Genomic DNA, 21,052 nt, shown 5'->3' with positions numbered 1-21,052 from the left:
ACGGTGACCGTTTTGCTGCGGTCCATGTCACAAGCGGTGGGACGACATTTTCCGCGGATTGCGCAACCTAGAGTCGCCTTGTTCGCATCTAGGTTTGCGAACGGTTAATTCTTGGGAGGGGTTTACGTTGAGCCGCACACGCCGCACCGCCATGGCGGGTACCGCACTTCTGGCCGCCGCACTGACCGCCTGCTCGGGCGGGAGCGACAGCGGGAGCGGTGCGACGGGCAAGGCCGAGATGAAGCCGAAGGCCGACATGGCGGTCTCGGTGAACCTCACGGGCGATCAGGTCAAGGCGGGTCAGCCCGTCACGGTGACCGTCGCCGAAGGCAAGCTGGCCCAGGTGAAGGTGACCGACGCGAAGGGCGCGGAACTGCCGGGGAAGATAGCCGACGACGGAAAGACCTGGACCTCGGAGCGCAACGCCCCGCCGGCCGCGGAGTACAAGGTCGAGGCGCAGAACACCGAGAGCCAGAGCGCCACCACGCAGTTCAAGACCAGCGCCGCCGACAAGGTGAACAAGGTCTCGATCAACATACCCAAGGGCAGCACGGTGGGCGTGGCGATGCCGGTGTCGATCGTCTTCGACAACCCGGTGACGAACAAGGCCGAGGTGGAGAAGCAGCTCAAGGTCACCACCTCGAACAACACCGAGGGTTCCTGGGGCTGGATCAAGGACTACTCCGGCAACGACCGCGTCGACTGGCGGCCCAAGGAGTACTGGAAGTCCGGCACGGACGTGAAGGTCGAGATGAACCTGAACGGCGTGGACTCCGGCAAGGGCGGCGGCCTCTTCGCCAAGGACTACAACACCGAGTTCAAGATCGGCAAGGACCGCCGGATCGAGGTCAGCCTCGACAGCAAGAAGATGTCGGTGACCGAGGACGGCCAGACGCAGAAGACGATCCCGATCTCGGCCGGCACTCCCGGCGGCAAGAAGGCGTCCTGGTCCGGGAAGATGGTGATCATGACCAAGGAGGGCACCATCCGGATGGACTCCCAGACGGTGGGCCTGGACGACGCCTACGACAAGATGGTCGACTACTCGATGCGGCTCACCTGGTCCGGCATGTACGCGCACGCCGCACCGTGGAACTCCGCCAACTTCGGTCGCGCCAACAGCAGTTCCGGCTGCGTGGGAATGAGCGACGCCGACGCCAAGGGCTTCTTCGCGCAGTCCCAGATCGGCGACCCCTTCGAGGTCGTGGGCTCGGGCTCCAAGGGCAACGCCGACATCGGCAACGGCTACGGCGAGTGGAACCTGACCTGGGACGCCTGGAAGGCCAAGAGCGCCGCGAACGGGACCCCGCAGAACGGCTGAGCGCCAACCGCCCGCGCACTGACTGTCGTTCAATTGTTACCACCACGTAACTTACCGGCGGGTTACCTTCGGTAAGTCGCTCCCGTTACCGTCGGGTCACTTTGACAACCCCGGCGTACGCGAGGAGCGATTGATGGAACGCGCCACCACCGCCGCAGCCGTGGCAGCCCTGCTGGCGGCAGCCGCCCTGGGCCTGGCCCCCCACCAGGCCCAGGCGGCTCCCGCCCCCGCCGCGGCAGTCGCCGCCGACGCCCCGGCGGCCTCGCCGGAACTGCGTTTCCACGACATCCCCGGCTCCGGCGGCATCACCCTCAAGGGCAACGTCTTCACCCCGGCCGGCGCGGCGAGCGGCCGGAAGTACCCGCTGATCGTGCTGCCCACCAGCTGGGGCATGCCCCAGATCGAATACATCGCCCAGGCCAGGAAACTCGCCGACTCCGGCTACGTCGTGGTCAGTTACACCTCCCGCGGCTTCTGGCTCTCCGGCGGGCAGATCGAGGTGGCCGGCCCGCCGGACATCGCCGACGTCAGCGCCGTCATCGACTGGGCCCTGGTCAACTCCCCCGCCGACGCGGACCACATCGGCCTCGGCGGCGTCTCGTACGGCGCCGGCATCAGCCTGCTGGCCTCCGCGCACGACCCGCGCATCAAGGCCGTGGTCGCGATGAGCGGCTGGGCCGACCTCATCGAGTCCATCTACTCCGGCCGCACCCAGCACCTCCAGGCCGCCGGGATGCTCGGCGCCGCCGGCTACCTGACCGGCCGCCCCGGACCCGAACTCCAGTCGATCCTGGGCGACTTCATCGGCTCCCGGCTGGACCGGGAGCAGCAGATGATCGAGTGGGGCAGGAAGCGTTCGGCCGCCGAACAGGTGGACCGGATCAACGCCAACGGCGCCGCGGTCATGCTCGGCAACGCCTGGGGCGACACCATCTTCCCGCCCAACCAGTACGCGAAGTTCTACGAGCGGCTGACCGGCCCCAAGCGCCTGGAGTTCCGGCCCGGGGACCACGCCACCGCCGAGGGAACCGGCCTGCTCGGCCTGCCCAACGACACCTGGACCAACGCCCACCGCTGGTTCGACCGCTACCTCAAGGGCGAGCGCAACGGCGTCGACACCGAGGCCCCGGTGCAGATCAAGTCCCGCAGCGACGAGGGCTACGAGGGCTACGCCGACTGGAAGTCGGTCGGCGCGGGCGGCACTGAGAGACTCGCGCTCTCCGACAGCGAGCACCTCTTCGCCAATGTCGACTCGGGCGCCAACGGCGGCATCATCTTCCTCTCCAGCATCCTCGACCAGTTCGTCAAGGCGCCCCCGACGGCCTCGATACCGCTGCTCCCCCGCGCCTTCGCCGCCGTCTGGCAGTCGGAGCGCCACGACGCGCCGCGCCGGGTCCGCGGCACCGTCAAGCTCCACTCCACCGTCACCCCCACCAAGGCCGACGGCACCTTCGTCGCGTACCTCTACGACGTCGGCCCGCTCGGCATCGGCAAGCTCGTCAGCAACGCCCCGTACACCTTCCACGACCGGACGCCGGGCCGGGCGTTCGGTGTGGACCTGGAGCTCTTCTCCACCGCCTACGACGTGCCCGCGGGCCACCGGCTCGCCCTCGTCATCGACACCGTCGACCCGCTGTACATCGAGCACAACCCCACCGGGGCGCAGCTGACCTTCTCCTCGCCGCGCTCCGATCCGTCCTACGTCTCGGTACCGCTGCGCGAGCAGTGATCCGCGGCTGCGGCCGGCTCCTCAGTGCTTGAGGATCTTGGAGAGGAAGTCCTTGGCCCGGTCGCTCTCCGGGGCGGTGAAGAACTGCTCCGGAGTGCGGTCCTCGATGATCCGCCCGTCGGCCATGAAGACCACCCGGTTCGCGGCGGAGCGGGCGAAGCCCATCTCGTGGGTGACGACGACCATGGTCATGCCCTCGCGCGCGAGCTGCTGCATGACCTCCAGCACCTCGTTGATCATCTCCGGGTCGAGCGCCGAGGTGGGCTCGTCGAAGAGCAGGGCCTTGGGGTCCATGGCGAGGGCCCGGGCGATGGCCACCCGCTGCTGCTGGCCGCCGGAGAGCTGGGCGGGGAACTTCTGCGCCTGGTCGGCGAGGCCGACGCGGTCCAGGAGCTCCCGGGAGCGCCGGTCCGCCTCGCTCCTCCCGCGCCCGCGGACCTTGACCTGCGCGAGCGAGACGTTGGCGAGGACGGTCTTGTGCGCGAAGAGGTTGAAGGACTGGAAGACCATCCCGACCTCGGCGCGCAGCCGGGCCAGCTCCTTGCCCTCGGCGGGCAGCGGCTCCCCGTCCAGCAGGATCGTGCCCGACTCGACGGGCTCCAGCCGGTTGATCGCCCGGCACAGGGTGGATTTCCCGGAACCGGAGGGGCCGATGACCACCACCACCTCCCCGCGGCCGACGGTGAGGTTGATGTCCCGCAGGACGTGCAGCTGCCCGAAGTGCTTGTTGACGTCCCGCAGCTCGATCAACGGATCGACGGTCATGCGCTGCCCTGCCCCCTGGATGTCGGTGTGTCTGTGTGTCTGTGTGTCGAGGTCAGCGCAAACTATCCAGCCGCGGAAGGGCACTTCGCCGCGACACGCCGGGGCACCGGGCGCCGGGGCGTCAGCCCTCGGAGGCCTCGGCGTACGCCTGGCTGAGTTCGGGGGATCCGGTCATCGCCCAGGACACCCCCGACTCGATCACGTTCAGCTCGCGGCCCGAGGCCAGCAGGATCACCGGCTGGCCGTTGGGCCACACCCGCCAGCCTGCCCCCGGGATGGTCCGCACGATCACGGTCCCCAGGTAGAAGCCCGCGTCGTTGCCGAGCCAGGGCACCACCTCGGGGTCCCGACGCCAGCGGGGCATCAGCTGGTCCAGCGCCTCCAAGGAGCCCTGGCTCTCGTCGAGTTCGAGGCCCGCCGCCCGCGCGTGGACGCGCAGCATCTCGCACTCCGAGAACAGCTCGGCGACGCCCTCGGGATCGTCCGCGAGGGCGGCGGCGAGTCCCGCACCCTGTTCCGTTTCACGCCGGTTCAGCCAGTTGTCCAGGAAAGGGATGTTCATACCGCCCAGCGTCGCACCAGGATCCGCCGCTGGCCACAGGGCGCGCCTGGATCGGCCGGCCCGGATGACCGCCGGGGAGGGCGGTCCGCCGTGGCCTACCGGTCGAGGTCGAGGTCCACCACGACCGGGGCGTGGTCGGAGGCGCCCTTGCCCTTGCGCTCCTCGCGGTCGACGTAGGCGTCGGTGACGGCCTTGGTGAAGGGCTCGTTCCCGTACACCAGGTCGATGCGCATGCCCCGGTTCTTGGGGAAGGCGAGCTGGCGGTAGTCCCAGTACGTGTACGGACGGTCGTACTTGAGGGGGCGCGGCAGCACGTCGGAGAGCCCGGCGGCCCGCAGTGCCTCCAGGGCGGCCCGCTCGGCGGGGGTGACGTGGGTGAGGCCGGCGAAGACGGCCGGGTCGTAGACGTCCTCGTCGGTCGGGGCCACGTTGAAGTCGCCGAGCACCGCGAAGGGGCGCGGGCCGGCCGCGTCCTCGGCGACGGCCGTGGTCAGGGAGCGGAACCAGTCCAGCTTGTAGCCGTAGTGGTCGTGCTCGACCTCGCGGCCGTTGGGCACGTACACCGACCAGACCCGGACCCCGCCGCAGGTCGCGGAGATCGCGCGGGGCTCCTGGACCCCTTCGTAGTCGGGCCCGCCGGGCAGCCCGAGGACCACGTCGTCCAGGCCGACCTTGGAGAGCAGGGCCACGCCGTTCCACCGGCCGGTGGCGTTGACGGCCGATTCGTAGCCCAGCTCGCGCAGCTCGGCGTGCGGGAACTGCTCCGCCGAGCACTTGGTCTCCTGGATGCACAGGACATCGGTGCCGGAGCTCTCCAGCCAGGCCAGCAGACGCGGCAGCCGGGCGGTGACGGAGTTGACGTTGAAGGTGGCGATACGCATGCGTTCCAACCTACCTCCAGGCACCGACACTCACAGGTCCGTGCTGTCCCCCGCGGTGAGTCGGCCGTGGTCGGTGCCGCCCAGGGCGTCCAGGGCGAAGTCGTAGATCGGCCGGGCGATGTCGGAGAGGTAGGCGTCGTGGATGTCGAGGGCCCGGCGCGGCTTGACCTCGCGGAGGTAGTCGATCACCTCGGAGACCTTGTTCCAGGGGGCGTGCACCGGGAGCATCAGGGTCTCCACCGGGACCCCGGGCACGGTCAGGGCGTCCCCCGGGTGGAAGAGGGAACCCTCCACGAGGTAGCCGACGTTCGTGACCCGCGGAATGTCCGGGTGGATCACCGCGTGCAGCTCCCCGTGCACCTGGACCTCGAACCCGGCGGCGGTGAAGGTGTCGCCGTGGCCGACGGTGTGCACCCGGCCCGGATAGGCGGGGGCGAGCCGGTCGGCGACGCTGCGCAGCGTCCACAGCCCGGCCGCCGGGTTCGCGTCGAGGGCGGCCCGCAGCCGGCCCTCCTCGAAGTGGTCGGGGTGTTCGTGCGTGACCAGCAGGGCGTCCGCCCCCAGGCCCGCGTCCGGTTCGCTGAAGGCGCCCGGGTCGATGACGAGCGTGCGCCCGTCCTTCTCCAACTGGACGCAGGAGTGCAGCCGCTTGGTGAGCTTCATGATCCCAGGCTAGCGGTGGACCGGCCCAGGTCAGGGAGTGGTCGTGGAGACCACGTACACCCTGGGCTTCTCGGGGTCGGTGAGGTCCACCGTGATGTCCCGGCTGGGGCGCGGGTCCGGCTGCTCCACGGTGGTCCCGTACCAGGTGGCCTGCGGGCTCCAGCTCCAGCCGGCGACCTCGGAGTCGTGCGCGGAGATCGAGACCTCGCCCTCCTTCAGCCCGGCCCGGCTGGTGCCGACGGCGGCGAGGAAGGCGTCCAGGTCCTCGGGGGTCACCGCGAACGCGGTGAACAGCCGGCTGGTGCGCCAGTTGTTCGTCTCCAGGAACCCGACCCGCCAGGCCTTCGGCGGGATCGGCACCTCGTAGATGCTGCGCTGCACCTTGGAGGGCCAGCCGGGGCGCACCTCGGACGCGCCGACCTTGGCGGCCTTGTCGCGGCCGCTCTCGCGGCTCTGCTGGGTGGAGATCGCGAGGTAGCCCGCGGGTACGCCGATCAGCAGCAGGATGATGATCGCGGTGATCCAGCGGCGCTTGACCACGTGCCTGCGGTCCTCGGCGGTGGGCGGCGGCGTGGCGTCCGCGTCGGGTGCGGGGGCCTGGTGGGGCAGGGAGGGCGGCGTCACTGTTTTTCCTGGTCCTCGGAGCCGGCGGGGTCGCGCCGGCCCAGCTGCTGCGCGTAGCGCTCGTACCGTTCGTAGCGCTCGACCCGCCGGCGGGTGGCGCGCCGGAAGCGCCGGGCGACGAGCCGGGCGAGGTCGGCGGCGCCGACCATACCGGCCTCGGGGCCGAGCTGGGCCTTGGCGATCCGGGCCTCCGGCCGGTAGCCGCGGCCGGTGAGGTGGCGGCGGAAGGCCTCCCGCGCGGGGCCGATCAGCAGGTCGTCCGCGGCGCTGACGCCGCCGCCGATGACGAAGCAGGAGGGGTCGAGGGCGGCGGCGAGGTTGGCGATGCCGACGCCGAGCCACTGGCCGATGTCCTGGAGCAGCTCGACGCACATGGCGTCGCCCTCGCGGGCCAGCTCGGTGATGAGCGGCCCGGTGATCTCGTGGACGTTGCCGCCGACCCTGGCGATGATGTTGTACGCGACCGGGGAGTCGGCGGCGGCCAGCTCGCGGGCCTCGCGGACCAGGGCGTTGCCGGAGCTGTACTGCTCCCAGCAGCCGCGGTTGCCGCAGGGGCAGCGGTGGCCGCCGGGAACGACCTGCATGTGGCCGAACTCGCCGGCGACCCCGAAGCGGCCGCGCTTGACCTGGCCGCCCTCCAGGATGGCCCCGCCGATGCCGGTGCCGAGCGTGATCATGACGAGGTGGTCCTCGCCGCGCCCGGCGCCGAAGCGCCACTCGGCCCAGGCGGCGGTGTTGGCGTCGTTGTCGACCATGACCGGGACCGCGAGCCGGGACTGGAGCGCGTCGCGCAGCGGCTCGTCGCGCCAGGCCAGGTGGGGTGCGAACAGGACCCGGGAGCGGTCGGCGTCCACCCAGCCGGCGGCCCCGATGCCGACCGCGTGCACGTCGTGCCGGTCGGAGAGGTCCAGGACCAGCTCGACGATGGTGTCCTCGACGACCTTGGGGCTCTTGGACTTGTCCGGGGTCTCGGTGCGGATCTTCTCCAGGATGATGCCGTCGGCGTCGACGACGCCGGCCATCACCTTGGTGCCGCCGATGTCGATGCCGACGGTCGGCACGCGCGGGGCGGTCAGGTGCGACCGGCGCTCACGGGTTCCGATGGTCCGCAGGACGGTGCCTCGCGCCGACCCCCGGTGGGTGAGCGTGAAGTCCCGGTACGTGCTCATCGAGTCGTGTCGTCCCTCTTGGATGGGGTGGTACGGGAAGCCGGGTCGGCTGCGCCGGGTGGGGCGTCTGCCCCCGATTCTGCCACTCGCTCCAGTTCGTGGCTCAGTTCGTCGAGCTCGGAGCCGCCCGCCATCTGCCGGGTGAGCTCGTCGAGCGTGATCGAGTCGCGGGTGTGGCTGCCCGCCATGGTGCCCCGCTTGAGGAGGACGAAACGGTCCCCCACCAGGTACGCGTGGTGCGGGTTGTGGGTGATCAGTACCACGCCGAGGCCCGCGTCGCGGGCCGCGGCGACGTACTTGAGGACCACTCCGGACTGCTTCACGCCGAGGGCCGCGGTGGGCTCGTCGAGTACGAGGACCTTGGCGCCGAAGTACACGGCGCGGGCGATGGCCACGCACTGGCGTTCACCGCCGGACAGGGTGCCGATGGGCTGGTCCACGTCGCGCAGGTCGATGCCCATGCGCAGCAGCTCGGCGCGGGTGGTCTCGCGCATGAGGGGCACGTCGAGGCGGCGGAGGGGGCCGCGGCCCCTGGTGGGCTCGGAGCCGAGGAAGAAGTTGCGCCAGACCGGCATCAGGGGGACGACGGCGAGGTCCTGGTAGACGGTGGCGATGCCGCGGTCCAGGGCCGCGCGCGGGTTGGCGAGCACGGTCTCCTCGCCCTCGATCTCGAAGGTGCCCGCGTCGTGCCGGTGCAGGCCCGCGATGATCTTGATGAGGGTGGACTTGCCGGCGCCGTTGTCACCGAGGACACAGGTGATCTCGCCCGCCGAGACCTCCAGGGAGACCCCCTGGAGGGCGCGGATGTTGCCGTAGTACTTGCTGACGTCGGTCAGCTTCACGAGTGCGTCGCCGGTCATGCCCGTGCCTCCGCCCGCTTGCGGACCCATGCGTTGAGCAGCGTGGCCAGCAGGAGCATCGCGCCGAGGAAGAACTTGAACCAGTCCGGGTTCCACTGCGCGTACACGATGCCGTTGCTGGTCATGCCGAAGATGAAGGCGCCGACCGCCGAGCCGATGGCGGAGCCGTAGCCGCCGGTCATCAGGCAGCCGCCGATGACGGCCGCGATGATGTAGAGGAACTCGTTGCCGACGCCCTCGCCCGACTGGACCACGTCGAACGAGAAGAGGATGTGCTGCCCGGAGATCCAGGCGCACAGGGCGACGCCCATGTAGAGGCCGATACGGGTCTTCACGACGGGCACGCCGGTCGCGCGGGCCGCGTCGGCCCCGCCGCCCACGGCGAAGATCCAGTTCCCGGCGCGGGTGCGCAGCAGGATCCAGGTGGCCACGGCGACGATGGCCAGCCACCACAGGATGGTGACCTTGAGGGTGACCGAGCCGACGTTCCACTGCGAGGCGAAGAGGGCCCGCGCGGAGGAGAAGCCCTCCATGTCGGCGATGGTCTTGGTGGAGACCGAACCGCTGATGAGCTTGGTGAAGCCGAGGTTCAGGCCGGTCAGCATCAGGAAGGTGCCGAGCGTGATGATGAAGCTGGGCAGCTTGGTGCGGGTCAGCATGAAGCCGTTGAAGAAGCCGATGGCCAGTGTGACCAGCAGGGACACCGCGACGCCGACCCAGACGTTGGCCGTCATCTGGTAGCTGAACATCGAGCTCACCAGCGCGGAGGTCGTGACCATGACACCGGCGGAGAGGTCGAACTCGCCGCCGATCATCAGCAGGGCCACCGGAGCGGCCATGATCCCGATGGTGGAGGCCGAGTACAGGATCGTGCTCAGGCTGGAGGCCTGCAGGAAGCTGGGGGCGGCGAAGGAGAAGAAGACGAAGACGGCGGCGGCGCCGACCACGGAGCCCAGCTCCGGGCGGGCGAGCAGCTTGCGCACGACGGAGGTGGGCGCGAGCCGTTCGTCGACGGCGGCGGGCGTGCTCATCGGCTGCCCCGCTTGATGAACTCCTCCAGCTTGGACGCCTCGGCGGCGGTGACGATCTGCGGGCCGGTGAGCACCGGGCGGCCGCCGCCGAGCACGTTCGCGTTGTAGCGGTACAGCCAGAGCAGGTCGATGGCCTCGTAGCCCTGGAGGTAGGGCTGCTGGTCGACGGCGAAGCCGAGGGCCCCGGACTTGAGGTCGCGGGCCACGGAGGCGTTGAGGTCGAAGGTGTCGACCTCGGCCTTGCTGGCCGCCGCGTCCTTCGCCTTGATCGCGGTCGGGGCGAAGGGGGCGCCGAGGGTGACGATCGCGTCGACGGACGGGTCGGCCTGGAGCTTCGCCTGGATGGACGCCTGGACGGAGGGCATGTTGGTGCCCTCGACGTACAGGTTCTCCATCGTGCCGGAGAAGGTCTTCTTCGCCCCGGCGCAGCGCTGCTCGTGGCCCACGTTGCCCTGCTCGTGCAGGACGCAGACGGCCTTCTTGCGGCCCCGCTCGTTCAGCTCGGTGCCGACCGCCTCGCCGGCGATCTCCTCGTCCTGGCCGATGTGGGTCAGCGCGCCGTACTCGGCGGACTGGGCGGAGCCGGAATTGACCGTGATCACCGGGATGCCGGCCTTCACGGCCTTGGCGATGACGTCCTTGAGGGCCTCCGGCTTGGCGAGGCTGACGACGATCCCGTCGACCTTCTGGTCGATGGCGTTCTGCACGAACTGCGCCTGCTGCTGGGCCTGGTCGTCGTGGGCGTAGACGAAGTTGATGTTGTCCTTGGCCGCGGCCTCCTTGGCGCCCTTCTGGACGATGTCCCAGAAGGTGTCGCCGTCGCCCGCGTGCGTGACCATCGCGAAGGTCCAGCGCGGGGTGGAGACGGCGGGCCGGCCCGCCTCGGCGGCCTTCGCCCGCTCCTCGGCGCGCTTGCCCCCCGTACTGCTGCAGCCCGCGAGCGAGGCCCCCAGTACCGCCGCGAGCACGGCGCCCACGACGCGTACCCCTGTCCGAACCCTAGCCACGTCGCCGTGCCTTTCCCTCGTCACCAATTCGGTCCGCCGTCGAGCCGGTCACCAATCCGGTCATTCCGGCTCCATTCCGGTCCAGCCGCTCAGTATCCGCCACAGTCGACCATGAAGGGTCATCGGGGCACTCAGGGTCAGGTTGACATGCGCGGGCGGATTGACAGGTTCCGCCGACAGGGTCAGGTTGAGTGCATGCGCATCGGGCTCATCGGAACGGGCCGGATCGGGTCCTTCCACGCGGCGGCGCTCGCCCGCCACCGGGATGCGGGCTCGCTCCTGCTGGCGGACGCCGATCCCGCGCGGGCGGCGCGCCTCGCCGACCGGCTCGGGGTCACGGCCGCGCCCAGCGTCGAGCAGGTCTTCACCTGGGGCGTGGACGCCGTGGTGGTCGCGTCGGCGACCGAGGCGCACGCGGACCTCGTCGTACGGGCGGTGCGCGGCGGGCTGCCGGTGTTCTGCGAGAAACCGCTGGCCCCGGACCTGAACCGGACCCTGGCGGCGCTGCGGGAGGTGGCGGCCGGGGGCGGGCTGCTCCAGGTGGGCTTCATGCGCCGCTTCGACGCGGGCTACGGCACGGCCCGCGAGCTGGTCCGTTCGGGCTCCCTCGGGCGGCTGCACACCGTACGGACGATGACGGCCGATCCTGCGCCGCCGACGGCCGCGTACCTGACCACCTCCGGCGGGCTCTACCGGGACTGCCTCGTGCACGACTTCGACATGGTCCGCTGGGTGACCGGGCGCGAGGTGGTCGAGGTGTACGCGGCCGGGTCGGACGCGGGACCCGCCCTGTTCCGGGAGGCGGGCGACATCGACACGGCGGCGGCCGTCCTGACCCTGGACGACGGAACCCTGGTCACGGCCACCGGCACGCGGTGCAACGGCGCCGGGTACGACGTACGGATGGAGCTGGCCGGGGAGCTGGACCAGGTCTCGGTGGGGCTGGACGACCGGACGCCGATCGCCTCCACCGAACCGCACGGGCCGCCGCCGGCGACCAAGCCGTGGACGGGCTTCCTGGAACGTTTCGCCCCGGCGTACGAGGCCGAGCTGGCGGCCTTCGTCCGGCTGGTACGGGGCGAGGGGCCCAACCCGTGCGACGGCCGGGAGGCGCTCGCGGCGTTCCGGATCGCGGAGGCCTGCGAGCTCTCGCGCAGGGAGCGGCGCCGGGTGCGGCTGGAGGAGCTCCCGGACCTGCCGGCTCTGTAAGGGGGGCACGGGGCCACAGTACGGCCGGTGATCACCTGTGACTGCGGCGCTTTCCGGCCACGCTCAGACGGTGGTGACGGCGCGCCGGCCCCAGGCGGTGCCGACCAGGACCAGGAGGGCGCCCGCGTAACCGAGGAGCCCCGGCTCCTCCCCTCCGATGGCGATGCCGGCGACGGCCGCCCACAGCGGCTCGGTGCCGAGCAGCAGGCTGACCCGGGAGGGCGAGCTGCGGCGTACGGCCCACATCTGCACGAAGAAGGCGAAGAGGGTGCAGAAGACGGAAAGGAAGGCGAGCCCGGCCCACTGCGCGGCCCCGAAACCGGCCGCGGCGGCCCACGGGCTCGCCCCGGCCCCGGGCACGGCGGCCAGCAGCGCGAAGACCAGTACGGCGCCGCCGAGCTGCACGGTGGTCAGCGACAGCGAGTCGGCGTCCTGGACGGCCTCGGTCCGGGCCATGAGCAGGACGTGCAGGGTCCGGGCGAGGGCGGCGCCGAGGATCAGCAGGTCACCGAGGCCGGGCGCGGTGAATCCGGCGCCCTGGGTGAGGAGTACGACACCGGCCACGGAGACGGCCGCGGCCCCGAGGAATCCTGTGGAGGGCGCCTGCCGCCGCAGCGCGGCCTCGGCCAGCGGGGTGAAGATCATGGTCAGGCTGATGATCAGCCCGGCGTTGGTGGCGGAGGTGTGGACGACCCCGTAGGTCTCCAGGAGGAAGATCCCGCCGAGTACGAGTCCCAGCAGGCCGGCGGCGCGCCACTGTGCCGGGGTCAGGGCCCGCAACCGCGACCAGCCGGCGACGACGAGGACGGGCAGGACCAGGGCGAACCGCAGCACGAGCACGGCGATGACGGTGTGCGCGGTGGTGATGCCCTTGGCGGCGAGGTAGCTGCCGCCCCATACGACGGCGACGGCCAGGACCGGGAGGTCGGCGAGCCAGGCCCGGCGGGGGGCGGCTTCGAGGGCCGGCGAGATCACGGTCATCGGAGGTCTCCAACGTCACGGAAGAGGTGGAGACTTCGGCGGCTCGCACGGGTGCAGGGGCACGCTACCGGAGCCGATCATGCCGGGCGACCCCTTTCCGGGACGCCCGCACCGGACCCGTAGCATCGGGCCCATGGCTGATCTCTACGCCCTGGACCTGGCGTTCGACCTGCTCGACACCACGCCGGAAGCCGTGCTCGCGGAGGTCCGGCGCCAGCTGGCGCCGGACACCGGGCTGCTCTGCGCCCGCGGCCCGGCCTGGCGCGTGGGCGGCATGCTCGTCGGTGAATTCGGCCCGGCCGGACACGACGGCTGGGCGCTGACGGCCCGCCAGGAGATCCACGAGGAACAGCTCCCGGACGTGGAGGACTTCCTGCTGCTCGTGGCCCCCCACATCAGCCCGCCGGGCCCCGTCGGCCGCATCCGCCACTACGAGCACGAGGCCCCCGACCTGCTGGTCCTGCGCGAGGGGCGCGTGGTCCAGCTCGCCCTGGACCCGCGCTAGGCCGTCCCTTTCGGCCGCCTGGCTCAGGTGAACGTGCCGAAGGCGGCCCGTCCCTTGGGCCGGTAGGTGTGGATGGCGGTTCCGACCGAGGTCGTACGGGAGTCCGTCACCTCGAAGGCGGTCGGCAGCCCGCCGGTCGAGAACAGCTTCCGCCCCGCGCCCAGGAACACCGGGAAGACCAGCAGGTTCAGCTCGTCCACGAGGTCCCGGGCCAGCAGCCACTGCGCGAGCTGCCCGCTGCCGTGCACCTGGAGCTCCCCCTCCAGCGCGTCCTTGACCCGGACGATCTCGCTCTGCAGGTGCTCCCCGTCGAGCACGGTGACCGGGCCCCAGGCCGGCTCCTCGAGCGTGGTGGAGGCCACGTACTTCGGCAGCCGGTTCAGGTTGCGCGCGATGGGGTCCGCCGGATCGTCGTGGTGCGGCCAGTACCCGGCGAAGATCTCGTACGTCCGCCGCCCGAGCAGGAACGCCTCGGTCCGCCCGTAGACGTCCTTGACGAACTCCAGCATGCCCTCGTCGGCGAACGGCACCAGCCACCCGCCGTACTCGAACCCGCCGCTGCGGTCCTCCTCCGTCCCCCCGGGCGCCTGCATCACGCCATCGAGGGTCACGAAGGTGGTCAGGGTCAGCTTGCCCATGGCTCTGTGCTCCTAGCTCGGTCGTCCCTACACGAATGCAGACTCCCGGACCCCCGAAACCTCATCGCGACGCCACGCACACCCCCGCGCGGGAACCCGGGAAACGCGAGGTCGGATTCCTGCCAGCGGGGTCGGCCCTCCCGAGATTTGATTGAACTCGCAACCAAATGGTGGGCAATCGAAGGAGGAACGTCATGGACGGCAAAGTGGCACTGGTGACGGGTGGCAGCAGGGGGATCGGGGCGGCGACCGTCTTGCGGCTGGCCGAGGAGGGCGCGGACGTCGCCTTCACCTACGTCAGCGGCGAGGCGGCCGCGGCCGAGGTGGCCGGCAAGGTCGAGGCCCTCGGGCGGCGGGTGCTCGCGGTGCGGGCCGACGCCGGGGATCCGGGGGCCGGCGCCGATGTGGTGGGGCGGGTCGTGCGGGAGTTCGGGCGGCTCGACGTGCTGGTCAACAACGCTGGCGCGGGCGTGCTCGGGCCGCTGGAAGCGCTGACCGCGGCCGACGTGGACCGGGTGCTCGCGGTCAACGTGCGCGGGGTGTACACCACCACGCAGGCCGCGGCCGCCGAACTGGGGCCGGGCGGGCGGATCATCACCATCGGCACCTGCATGACCAAGCGGGTGCCGGGGCCCGGCGGCACGCTCTACGCGATGAGCAAGTCGGCGCTGATCGGGCTGACGAAGGCGCTCGCCCGGGAGCTGGGCGGGCGCGGAATCACCGCGAACATCGTCCACCCGGGGCCCGTGGACACCGACATGAACCCGGCGGACGGACCGTACGCGGAGCCGCAGGCGGCGATGACCGCCCTGGGGCGCTTCGGGACGGCGGGCGAGGTGGCCGACATGGTGACCTTCCTGGCCGGGCCCGGGGCGGCGTACGTCACGGGGTCGGAGTTCGCGGTCGACGGCGGCCACGCCGCCTAGCTCCCGCCTGGGGATGCCGCCGTCTCCCGGTGCCGCGCCGCCGCCGGGGCTCCGCCCCGCACCCCGCTCCTCAAACGCCGGAGGGGCTGGAGTAGTGCGGCGAGGCCGGAGTGGTGCGGCGTAGCCGCATGGCAGGGGCTGGGATCGGACCGGGCCGGTTGGGGCGGGGTCGGGTGTGTGTCGGGGTGATCCCCGCAGGGCGCCGAACGCCTCGGGGCCGAGCTCTCCGACCCCCCGCCACGTTCGGCGTCCGAGGAGACACCCCGGCGCGCGCCCGACCCCGGCACAACCGGCCCCCACCACACCCCGCACGCGCGGCGCAGCCAACCCGCGCCCGACCCCGGCACAACCGGCCCCCGCAGCATCCCGCCCGAGCGGCGCAGCCAACCGGCGCCCGGCCCCGGCACAACCGGCCCCCACTCCTGCCGACCCGCCGGAGGCAACCGGCGGGGCCGCCGCGCTCCACTGTGCCCCACCCGTACGGGAGTTCGCAGGGGGAATGCCGAGGGGGCGCGCCGCGTCGCGGTGCGCCCCCTCGGGCCGGGCGTGACCCCGGGAGTGTCGGCTCCCGGGGCGGTCGAACGGGGTGGCGTCAGCCGCCCAGCTCCTGGTGACGGGCGGTCAGCGCGGCCTCGCCGGTCTCCGTCAGGGAGCCGTACAGGCGCAGGCGGGAGAAACCGCCGTCCGGGAAGATGTCGATCCGTACGTGCGTGCCGACCGCCGGGGCGTCCAGGACGAACCGGTGGTTGGTGTCGGGCTGCAGGCGGGTGCGCGGCAGGAACTCCGTCCACTCGCCCTCCTCGCCCGTCTTGATGGAGAGCGAGGCCCAGCCGGCCGAGTTGCCCTTGAGGTACGCGGTGTCGATCTCGACGGCGCGGATCTCGGACTCGGTGACGAGCTGGTAGCGGATCCAGTCGTTGCCGTTGTCGCGGCGGCGGGCGGTCTCCCAGCCGTCGTCCATCTTGCGGGAGCGGCCCGGGTTGATGGTGTTGGTCGGCGGGGAGTAGAAGCGGTTGGAGGCGTCCTGGACGGAGCCGCCGTTCTCCAGGGCCACCACGTCGAACGAGCCGAGCGCGGCGAGCCACTTCGGGTCGGGCAGGACCTCGCCGTAGACGCGCAGGCGGGCGATGCCGCCGTCCGGGTGCTGGTTGACGCGCAGGTGCGTGAAGCGCTGCTCGGTGCTCACCTCGAAGCCGTTGGCCGCGTGGCCGCCGACCGCGGTGCGCGGGACCAGGGTGGTCCACTTCACGTCGTCGCCGAGGAGCTCCTCGGGGGTCGGCGCGCCGTCGACCGAGGCGCCCTCGATGGAGACGGCCTGCGGCATGTTGCCGCGGAAGTGGGCGGTGTCGACGACGATGCCGCGGATGACGCCGGGGGCGCCCAGGCGCACCAGCGCCCAGTCGTGGTCCTCGGCGGTCGGCCAGGGCTGGGTGGCGGAGACGCCGCGGCGGCGGCGGGTCTCCCAGCCGTCCATGATCTTGCCCTTGTGGCCGAAGTGCTCGGGGTCGAAGTGCGCGGCCTCGGCGATGAGGAGGTTCTCGCGCTGGGCGAAGAACTCGTCGTTGGCAGCGATGACGCCGGCGCCCAGCTCACGGGCGGCGAGGTTCGCGTACTGGGTGAACGGGAAGTCCGCGGTGCGGTAGTCCGCGTACGGGTCGCCGCCTCCGTACGGGTTCGCGTTGCCGGTGAAGGAGGGAATCGCCACTGTCAGTTCTGCCTTTCGAGGAGGAGGCCCGTGGGCTCGGTCGGGGTGCCGTGGTCGGCGATCTGCGTACCGCGCAGCCAGGTGGACTTCACGACGCCGTGCAGGGTCTTGCCCGCGTACGCCGTGACCTGGTTGCGGTGGTGGAGTTCGGCCGGGTCCACAGTGAACGTTTCTTCGGGGGCGAGCACGGCGAAGTCGGCGTCTCTGCCGACCTCGATCGCGCCCTTCTGCGCCAGGCCGGCCAGCGCGGCCGGGGCCGCGGACATCCAGCGCACGACGTCCTCCAGGGTCCGGCCGCGGCGGCGCGCCTCGGTCCAGATGGCGGGCAGGCCCAGCTGGAGGGAGGAGATGCCGCCCCACGCGGTGGAGAAGTCGCTGGTCTTCAGGTCCGCGGTGGAGGGCGAGTGGTCGGAGACGATGCAGTCGATGGTGCCGTCCGCGAGCGCGTCCCACAGGAGGTCCTGGTTGGCGGCCTCGCGGATGGGCGGGCAGCACTTGAACTCGCTGGCGCCGTCCGGTACTTCCTCGGCCGTGAGGGTGAGGTAGTGCGGGCAGGACTCGACGGTGATCTTGACGCCTTCGGCCTTGGCGGCGGCGATCAGCGGCAGCGCGTCGGAGGACGACAGGTGCAGTACGTGGACGCGCGCGTTCAGCCGCTTGGCCTGGGCGATCAGGTTGCCGATCGCGGTGTTCTCGGCGTCGCGCGGACGGGACGCGAGGAAGTCGGCGTACTTGGGGCCGGGGACGACCGGGGCGGCGTCGAGGTGGTGCGGGTCCTCGGCGTGCACGATCAGCAGGCCGCCGAAGCCGGTGATCTCGGCGAGGGAGGTGGCCAGCTGCTCCTGGTCGAGCTCGGGGAACTCGTCCACGCCCGAGGGCGACAGGAAGCACTTGAAGCCGTAGACGCCGGCGTCGTGCAGCGGCGCCAAGTCCTTGACGTTGTCGGGCAGGGCGCCGCCCCAGAAGCCGACGTCCACGTGCGCCTTGGCGCGGGCGACCTCCTGCTTGACGCGCAGGTTGTCGGTCGTGGTGGTCGGCGGCAGGGAGTTCAGCGGCATGTCGAGGATCGTGGTGATGCCTCCGGCCGCCGCGGCGCGGGTGGCCGTCCAGAAGCCCTCCCACTCGGTGCGGCCCGGGTCGTTCACGTGGACGTGGGTGTCGACCAGGCCGGGGAGCAGGACGTCGTCGCCGAAGTCCTCCAGCCGGGCTCCGGCCGGTACCTCGGCCTCGTACGCCAGCACGGCCGTGATCTTCCCGCCGGCGACGGCCACCGAGGCGGCGCGCGTCCCCTCGGGGGTGATGACGCGCGTCGAGCGCAGTACCAGTTCCACAGCCACGTCGGCCACCGGAACCTCCCCATCTACTTCCACAGAGCGAAATTCAACGTTCTGTTGACGGAGTCTTCCCGGCGATCCGTAGCCAGTCAAGAGTGCCCGGACGGACCACTGACACACCGGGGCCGCAATTGGATGTTTCCACAGGATGGAATTAAGATTTCACTATCCAGAATGTAGCTACCACCACCGGGAACCGGGCAGGTAACTTCCCGAGGACGTCCGCCACCGGACAAACCGCCTCTGACCGGCGGCGACGGTCTTGACCCCAACACTGGGACCGACGCCGACCGCCGGGTAGGCTGCTCCCTTGCCTGCCAGCACCGAAAGGACCGCGCCGTGCCGACGTCCAGCGCCAGCACCACCGACGCTTCCTCAAAGACCCCTGCCGCCAGCGGTGGCGTCCAGTCCCTTGAGCGCGCCTTCGATCTGCTCGAACGCATGGCCGATGCCGGGGGCGAGGTCGGCCTCAGCGAACTCTCCGCCGCCAGTGGCCTGCCCCTGCCCACGATCCACCGCCTGATGCGCACGCTGGTGGCGTGCGGTTACGTCCGCCAGCAGCCCAACCGACGGTACTCCCTCGGCCCGCGTCTGATCCGCCTCGGCGAGTCCGCGTCGCGGCTGCTGGGCACCTGGGCCCGCCCCTACCTCGCCCGCCTGGTCGAGGAGACCGGCGAGACGGCGAACATGGCCCTGCTCGACGGGGACGAGATCGTCTACGTCGCCCAGGTGCCCTCCAAGCACTCCATGCGCATGTTCACCGAGGTCGGCCGCCGCGTGCTGCCGCACTCCACCGGCGTGGGCAAGGCGCTCCTGGCCCACACGCCCGCCGACGAGGTACGCGCCCTCCTCGCGCGCACCGGCATGCCGGCGGCGACCGAGAAGACCATCACCACGCCCGAGGGCTTCCTCGACGCGCTGGAGCAGGTCCGCAAGGTGGGCTACGCGGTCGACGACAACGAGCAGGAGATAGGAGTCCGCTGCCTCGCCGTCTCGGTGCCGAACTCGCCGACCGCCGCCGCGATCTCCATCTCCGGCCCGGCGGGCCGGGTCACCGAGGCCGTGGCCGAGTCCTTCGTGCCGATCCTGCAGGGCGTCGCCGCCGAGCTGTCGGTGGCCCTGTCGAACCAGACCCCGGCCTAGGCGGCACCCGCCCGCACGGCACGCGAAGGCCCCGGTCGTCCCTCGGAGCGAGGAACGGCCGGGGCCTTCGCGTGCGGGCGGGTGCGTGGCGGCGTGCGTGCCGGGCGCGTGCGTGCCCTCGTACGCCGCCCAGGACGGCCGTACGCCGCTCAGGAGGCCCGTACGCCGCTCAGGGCGCCGGGTTCGGCGCCGGGCTCCGGGAGCGGCGTCAGGCGGCCGTCGGCCATCGTCGCCGTACGGTCCATCCGCTCCAGGTGCGCGTGGTCGTGGGTGACCACCACCGTGGCGGTGGAGCGCTCGCGGGTCAGCGTGACCAGGAGGTCCAGCACGGCCGCACCGCGCTCGTGGTCCAGGGCGCTGGTCGGCTCGTCGACCAGCAGCACGGCGGGCTCGTTCATCAGGGCGCGGGCGATGTTGATCCGCTGGCGCTGGCCCCCGGAGAGCTGGTGCGGCCGCTTGTCGGCCTTGTCCGCCAGCCCCACCGCGTCCAGCAGCTCCAGTGCGCGGCGGCGCAGGGCCTTGGAGGGCCGCCCGGACAGGTGCGCCATGACCTGGAGCTGTTCGGCGGCGGTCAGCGAGGCCAGCAGGTTCGGCTGCTGGAAGACGATGCCGATCTGCTCCCGGCGCAGGGCCGACTTCTCGGCGGCGCTGAGACCCGCCGTGTCCCGGCCGGCGACGACGACCCGGCCGGAGTCCGGCGTGACCAGGGTGGCGGCGACCGCGAGCAGGCTGGACTTGCCGGAGCCGGAGGGTCCGATCACCGCCGTCAGCGTGCCCGCGGGCACCTCCAGGCGGACCGCGTCCAGGGCGGTGAGCCGGCTCTCGCCGTCGGGGTAGGTGAGCGTGACGTCGTGGACGAGCAGGGTCATCGGGCGCTCCCGAGGGCGGTCAGCGGGTCGACGGCGGTGATCCGCCGGATGGACAGGGCCGCGCCCAGCGCGCCGAGCACGATCATGATCGCGGCGGGGACGAGGACCGTGGCGGCGTCGAGCACGAACGGCACGTTCCCGCCGCTGATCAGCGCGCCGAAGCCGACGGCCAGCCCGGTGCCCAGCCCGGTGCCGATGGCGAGCATCACCACGGCCTGGCCGAGGGCGTCCTTCAGCAGGTACGGGGTGGAGGCACCCAGCGCCTTCAGAACGGCGATGTCGCCGCTGCGCTGGATGGTCCACACCGTGAAGAAGGCCCCTATCACCAGGGCGGAGATGACGAAGAGGAAGCCGCGCATCAACTGGAGGGAGCCGTTCTCGGCCTGGTACGAGCCTATGGCGCCCAGGGCCTCGTCGACGGTCTGGGCCTTGGTTCCGGCGGCCCCGTCGGCGGCCGCGAGGTCCAGGCCGCCGCCGGAGACGGCGACGACGGTGGCGAGGGTGTCGATGGAGGTGCCGGGGTTGCCGATGCGCTGCCAGTCGTTGAGGTCCATCCAGACCACCGGGGTGTGGCTGTAGGCGGCGGTCCCGGAGACGGCGGCCACGGTCAGCTCCAGCGGGCCGATCTTGAGCTTGGCGCCCGCGGTGAGGCCGCCGAGCTCCTTCGCGGCCTTCTCGGCGAGGACCACCTGGCCCTGGGTGAGGCCCGCCTTCCGCGGCCCGAGCCGGCCGGCCGGGTCCACGCCGAAGACCGAGACGGCGGCGGTGCGCTCACCCGAGACGGCGTTGGTGGTGCGGATGCCGAGCGGCTCGGCCGAGGTCACCCCGGGCTGCTTGCGCCAGGCCAGCCAGGCGGACTCGGGGACCTGGGAGTTGGTGAAGGACACCTTCTGGTCCCCGGCGGGCGCGGCGAAGGCCAGGTGCGAGGCGGGCAGGCCGGTGATGGCCGAGATGTTCTCCCGGGCCAGGCCGGAGGTGAGCCCGGACAGCAGGCCGACCAGCAGCGTGATCAGCAGGACGACCGAACCCATCAGGGCGAAGCGTCCCTTGGCGAACCGTAGATCTCTCCATGCGACGAACATGTTCCCCACCTTGGTGTTCCGCGTGGGCACAAGGCATCGCGCCACAGT

General features: G+C 71.6%; 21 protein-coding genes. 6 read left to right on the top strand and 15 right to left on the bottom strand.

Translation table 11 applies throughout. The features are described 5' to 3' along the window. Nucleotides 1-151: 151 nt before the first annotated feature. Both AB0D29_RS05320 and AB0D29_RS05315 read left to right on the top strand, forming a co-directional pair. A complete protein-coding gene (locus AB0D29_RS05320) occupies nt 152-1,321 on the top strand; it encodes an Ig-like domain-containing protein (protein ID WP_362852510.1) in 1,170 nt (389 codons plus the stop codon). Nucleotides 1,322-1,454: 133 nt separating this feature from the next. Then, nucleotides 1,455-3,050 carry a CocE/NonD family hydrolase gene (locus tag AB0D29_RS05315; protein WP_362852242.1) on the top strand — a complete coding sequence of 532 codons (1,596 nt, stop codon included), beginning with the start codon at nt 1,455-1,457 and terminating at the stop codon, nt 3,048-3,050. 21 nt (nt 3,051-3,071) lie between these two features. Here AB0D29_RS05315 and AB0D29_RS05310 read toward each other — a convergent pair whose 3' ends face one another. The 9 genes from AB0D29_RS05310 to AB0D29_RS05270 form a co-directional block, all read right to left on the bottom strand. Continuing rightward, nucleotides 3,072-3,815, bottom strand: coding sequence for an amino acid ABC transporter ATP-binding protein (locus AB0D29_RS05310; RefSeq protein WP_362852241.1), 744 nt, complete (start codon nt 3,813-3,815; stop codon nt 3,072-3,074). Nucleotides 3,816-3,936: 121 nt separating this feature from the next. Further along, nucleotides 3,937-4,377 carry a DUF6278 family protein gene (locus AB0D29_RS05305; RefSeq protein WP_362852240.1) on the bottom strand — a complete coding sequence of 147 codons (441 nt, stop codon included), beginning with the start codon at nt 4,375-4,377 and terminating at the stop codon, nt 3,937-3,939. 95 nt (nt 4,378-4,472) lie between these two features. Beyond that, nucleotides 4,473-5,258: an exodeoxyribonuclease III gene (locus AB0D29_RS05300; protein WP_362852239.1), complete on the bottom strand. Its 786-nt coding sequence runs from the start codon at nt 5,256-5,258 to the stop codon at nt 4,473-4,475. Nucleotides 5,259-5,288: 30 nt separating this feature from the next. Further along, entirely contained in the window at nt 5,289-5,921 is a 633-nt protein-coding gene (locus AB0D29_RS05295) for an MBL fold metallo-hydrolase (protein ID WP_362852238.1), read from the bottom strand. A gap of 30 nt (nt 5,922-5,951) precedes the next feature. After that, on the bottom strand, nt 5,952-6,545 hold the full coding sequence (locus AB0D29_RS05290) for a hypothetical protein (protein WP_362852237.1): 594 nt from the start codon (nt 6,543-6,545) through the stop codon (nt 5,952-5,954). After that, on the bottom strand, nt 6,542-7,714 hold the full coding sequence (locus AB0D29_RS05285) for an ROK family glucokinase (RefSeq protein ID WP_362805453.1): 1,173 nt from the start codon (nt 7,712-7,714) through the stop codon (nt 6,542-6,544). Before AB0D29_RS05285 ends, AB0D29_RS05290 begins: the two co-directional genes overlap by 4 nt. Then, nucleotides 7,711-8,574 carry an ATP-binding cassette domain-containing protein gene (locus AB0D29_RS05280; RefSeq protein ID WP_362852236.1) on the bottom strand — a complete coding sequence of 288 codons (864 nt, stop codon included), beginning with the start codon at nt 8,572-8,574 and terminating at the stop codon, nt 7,711-7,713. Before AB0D29_RS05280 ends, AB0D29_RS05285 begins: the two co-directional genes overlap by 4 nt. Further along, the gene (locus AB0D29_RS05275) at nt 8,571-9,605 is read right to left on the bottom strand and encodes an ABC transporter permease (RefSeq protein WP_351592151.1); all 1,035 of its coding nucleotides are present in this window, start codon (nt 9,603-9,605) and stop codon (nt 8,571-8,573) included. Before AB0D29_RS05275 ends, AB0D29_RS05280 begins: the two co-directional genes overlap by 4 nt. Further along, a complete protein-coding gene (locus tag AB0D29_RS05270; RefSeq protein WP_362805447.1) occupies nt 9,602-10,582 on the bottom strand; it encodes a substrate-binding domain-containing protein in 981 nt (326 codons plus the stop codon). Before AB0D29_RS05270 ends, AB0D29_RS05275 begins: the two co-directional genes overlap by 4 nt. A 225-nt stretch (nt 10,583-10,807) precedes the next feature. On the opposite strand from AB0D29_RS05270, the gene AB0D29_RS05265 reads away from it, so the two are divergent. Further along, on the top strand, nt 10,808-11,821 hold the full coding sequence (locus tag AB0D29_RS05265) for a Gfo/Idh/MocA family oxidoreductase (protein WP_362852235.1): 1,014 nt from the start codon (nt 10,808-10,810) through the stop codon (nt 11,819-11,821). A 63-nt stretch (nt 11,822-11,884) separates the two neighbouring features. Here the strand turns inward: AB0D29_RS05265 and AB0D29_RS05260 are convergent, their stop codons facing one another. After that, nucleotides 11,885-12,802 (bottom strand): DMT family transporter, encoded by a 918-nt coding sequence (locus AB0D29_RS05260; RefSeq protein WP_362852234.1) that lies wholly within the window; start codon nt 12,800-12,802, stop codon nt 11,885-11,887. Between the two features lie 133 nt (nt 12,803-12,935). Between AB0D29_RS05260 and AB0D29_RS05255 the strand changes: the two genes are divergently transcribed. Next, a complete protein-coding gene (locus AB0D29_RS05255; protein WP_362852233.1) occupies nt 12,936-13,307 on the top strand; it encodes a hypothetical protein in 372 nt (123 codons plus the stop codon). A 23-nt stretch (nt 13,308-13,330) separates the two neighbouring features. Here the strand turns inward: AB0D29_RS05255 and AB0D29_RS05250 are convergent, their stop codons facing one another. Further along, nucleotides 13,331-13,945, bottom strand: a complete 615-nt coding sequence (locus tag AB0D29_RS05250) for a dihydrofolate reductase family protein (protein ID WP_362852232.1) — start codon at nt 13,943-13,945, stop codon at nt 13,331-13,333. Between the two features lie 194 nt (nt 13,946-14,139). Between AB0D29_RS05250 and AB0D29_RS05245 the strand changes: the two genes are divergently transcribed. Continuing rightward, a complete protein-coding gene (locus AB0D29_RS05245) occupies nt 14,140-14,871 on the top strand; it encodes an SDR family oxidoreductase (protein ID WP_362852231.1) in 732 nt (243 codons plus the stop codon). A 592-nt stretch (nt 14,872-15,463) separates the two neighbouring features. Here AB0D29_RS05245 and alc read toward each other — a convergent pair. Together alc and allB are read right to left on the bottom strand one after the other, a co-directional pair. Then, on the bottom strand, nt 15,464-16,576 hold the full coding sequence (gene alc, locus AB0D29_RS05240) for an allantoicase (RefSeq protein WP_362852230.1): 1,113 nt from the start codon (nt 16,574-16,576) through the stop codon (nt 15,464-15,466). A gap of 2 nt (nt 16,577-16,578) precedes the next feature. After that, nucleotides 16,579-17,922: an allantoinase AllB gene (allB, locus tag AB0D29_RS05235; protein ID WP_362852229.1), complete on the bottom strand. Its 1,344-nt coding sequence runs from the start codon at nt 17,920-17,922 to the stop codon at nt 16,579-16,581. 327 nt (nt 17,923-18,249) lie between these two features. Between allB and AB0D29_RS05230 the strand changes: the two genes are divergently transcribed. Beyond that, on the top strand, nt 18,250-19,053 hold the full coding sequence (locus AB0D29_RS05230; protein ID WP_362852228.1) for an IclR family transcriptional regulator: 804 nt from the start codon (nt 18,250-18,252) through the stop codon (nt 19,051-19,053). Between the two features lie 149 nt (nt 19,054-19,202). On the opposite strand, the gene AB0D29_RS05225 is transcribed toward AB0D29_RS05230, so the two are convergent. Next, complete coding sequence (locus AB0D29_RS05225; RefSeq protein ID WP_362852227.1) at nt 19,203-19,922, bottom strand: ABC transporter ATP-binding protein; 720 nt, start codon at nt 19,920-19,922, stop codon at nt 19,203-19,205. Beyond that, on the bottom strand, nt 19,919-21,004 hold the full coding sequence (locus AB0D29_RS05220; RefSeq protein ID WP_362852226.1) for an ABC transporter permease: 1,086 nt from the start codon (nt 21,002-21,004) through the stop codon (nt 19,919-19,921). Before AB0D29_RS05220 ends, AB0D29_RS05225 begins: the two co-directional genes overlap by 4 nt. Between the last annotated feature and the right edge of the window lie 48 nt (nt 21,005-21,052).

This window comes from Streptomyces sp. NPDC048424 (genome assembly GCF_040651555.1).
Classification (GTDB): Bacteria; Actinomycetota; Actinomycetes; order Streptomycetales; family Streptomycetaceae; genus Streptomyces.
The sequence above is the reverse complement of the archived record's forward strand: the minus strand, read 5'-3'. Positions and strand labels throughout refer to the sequence as shown.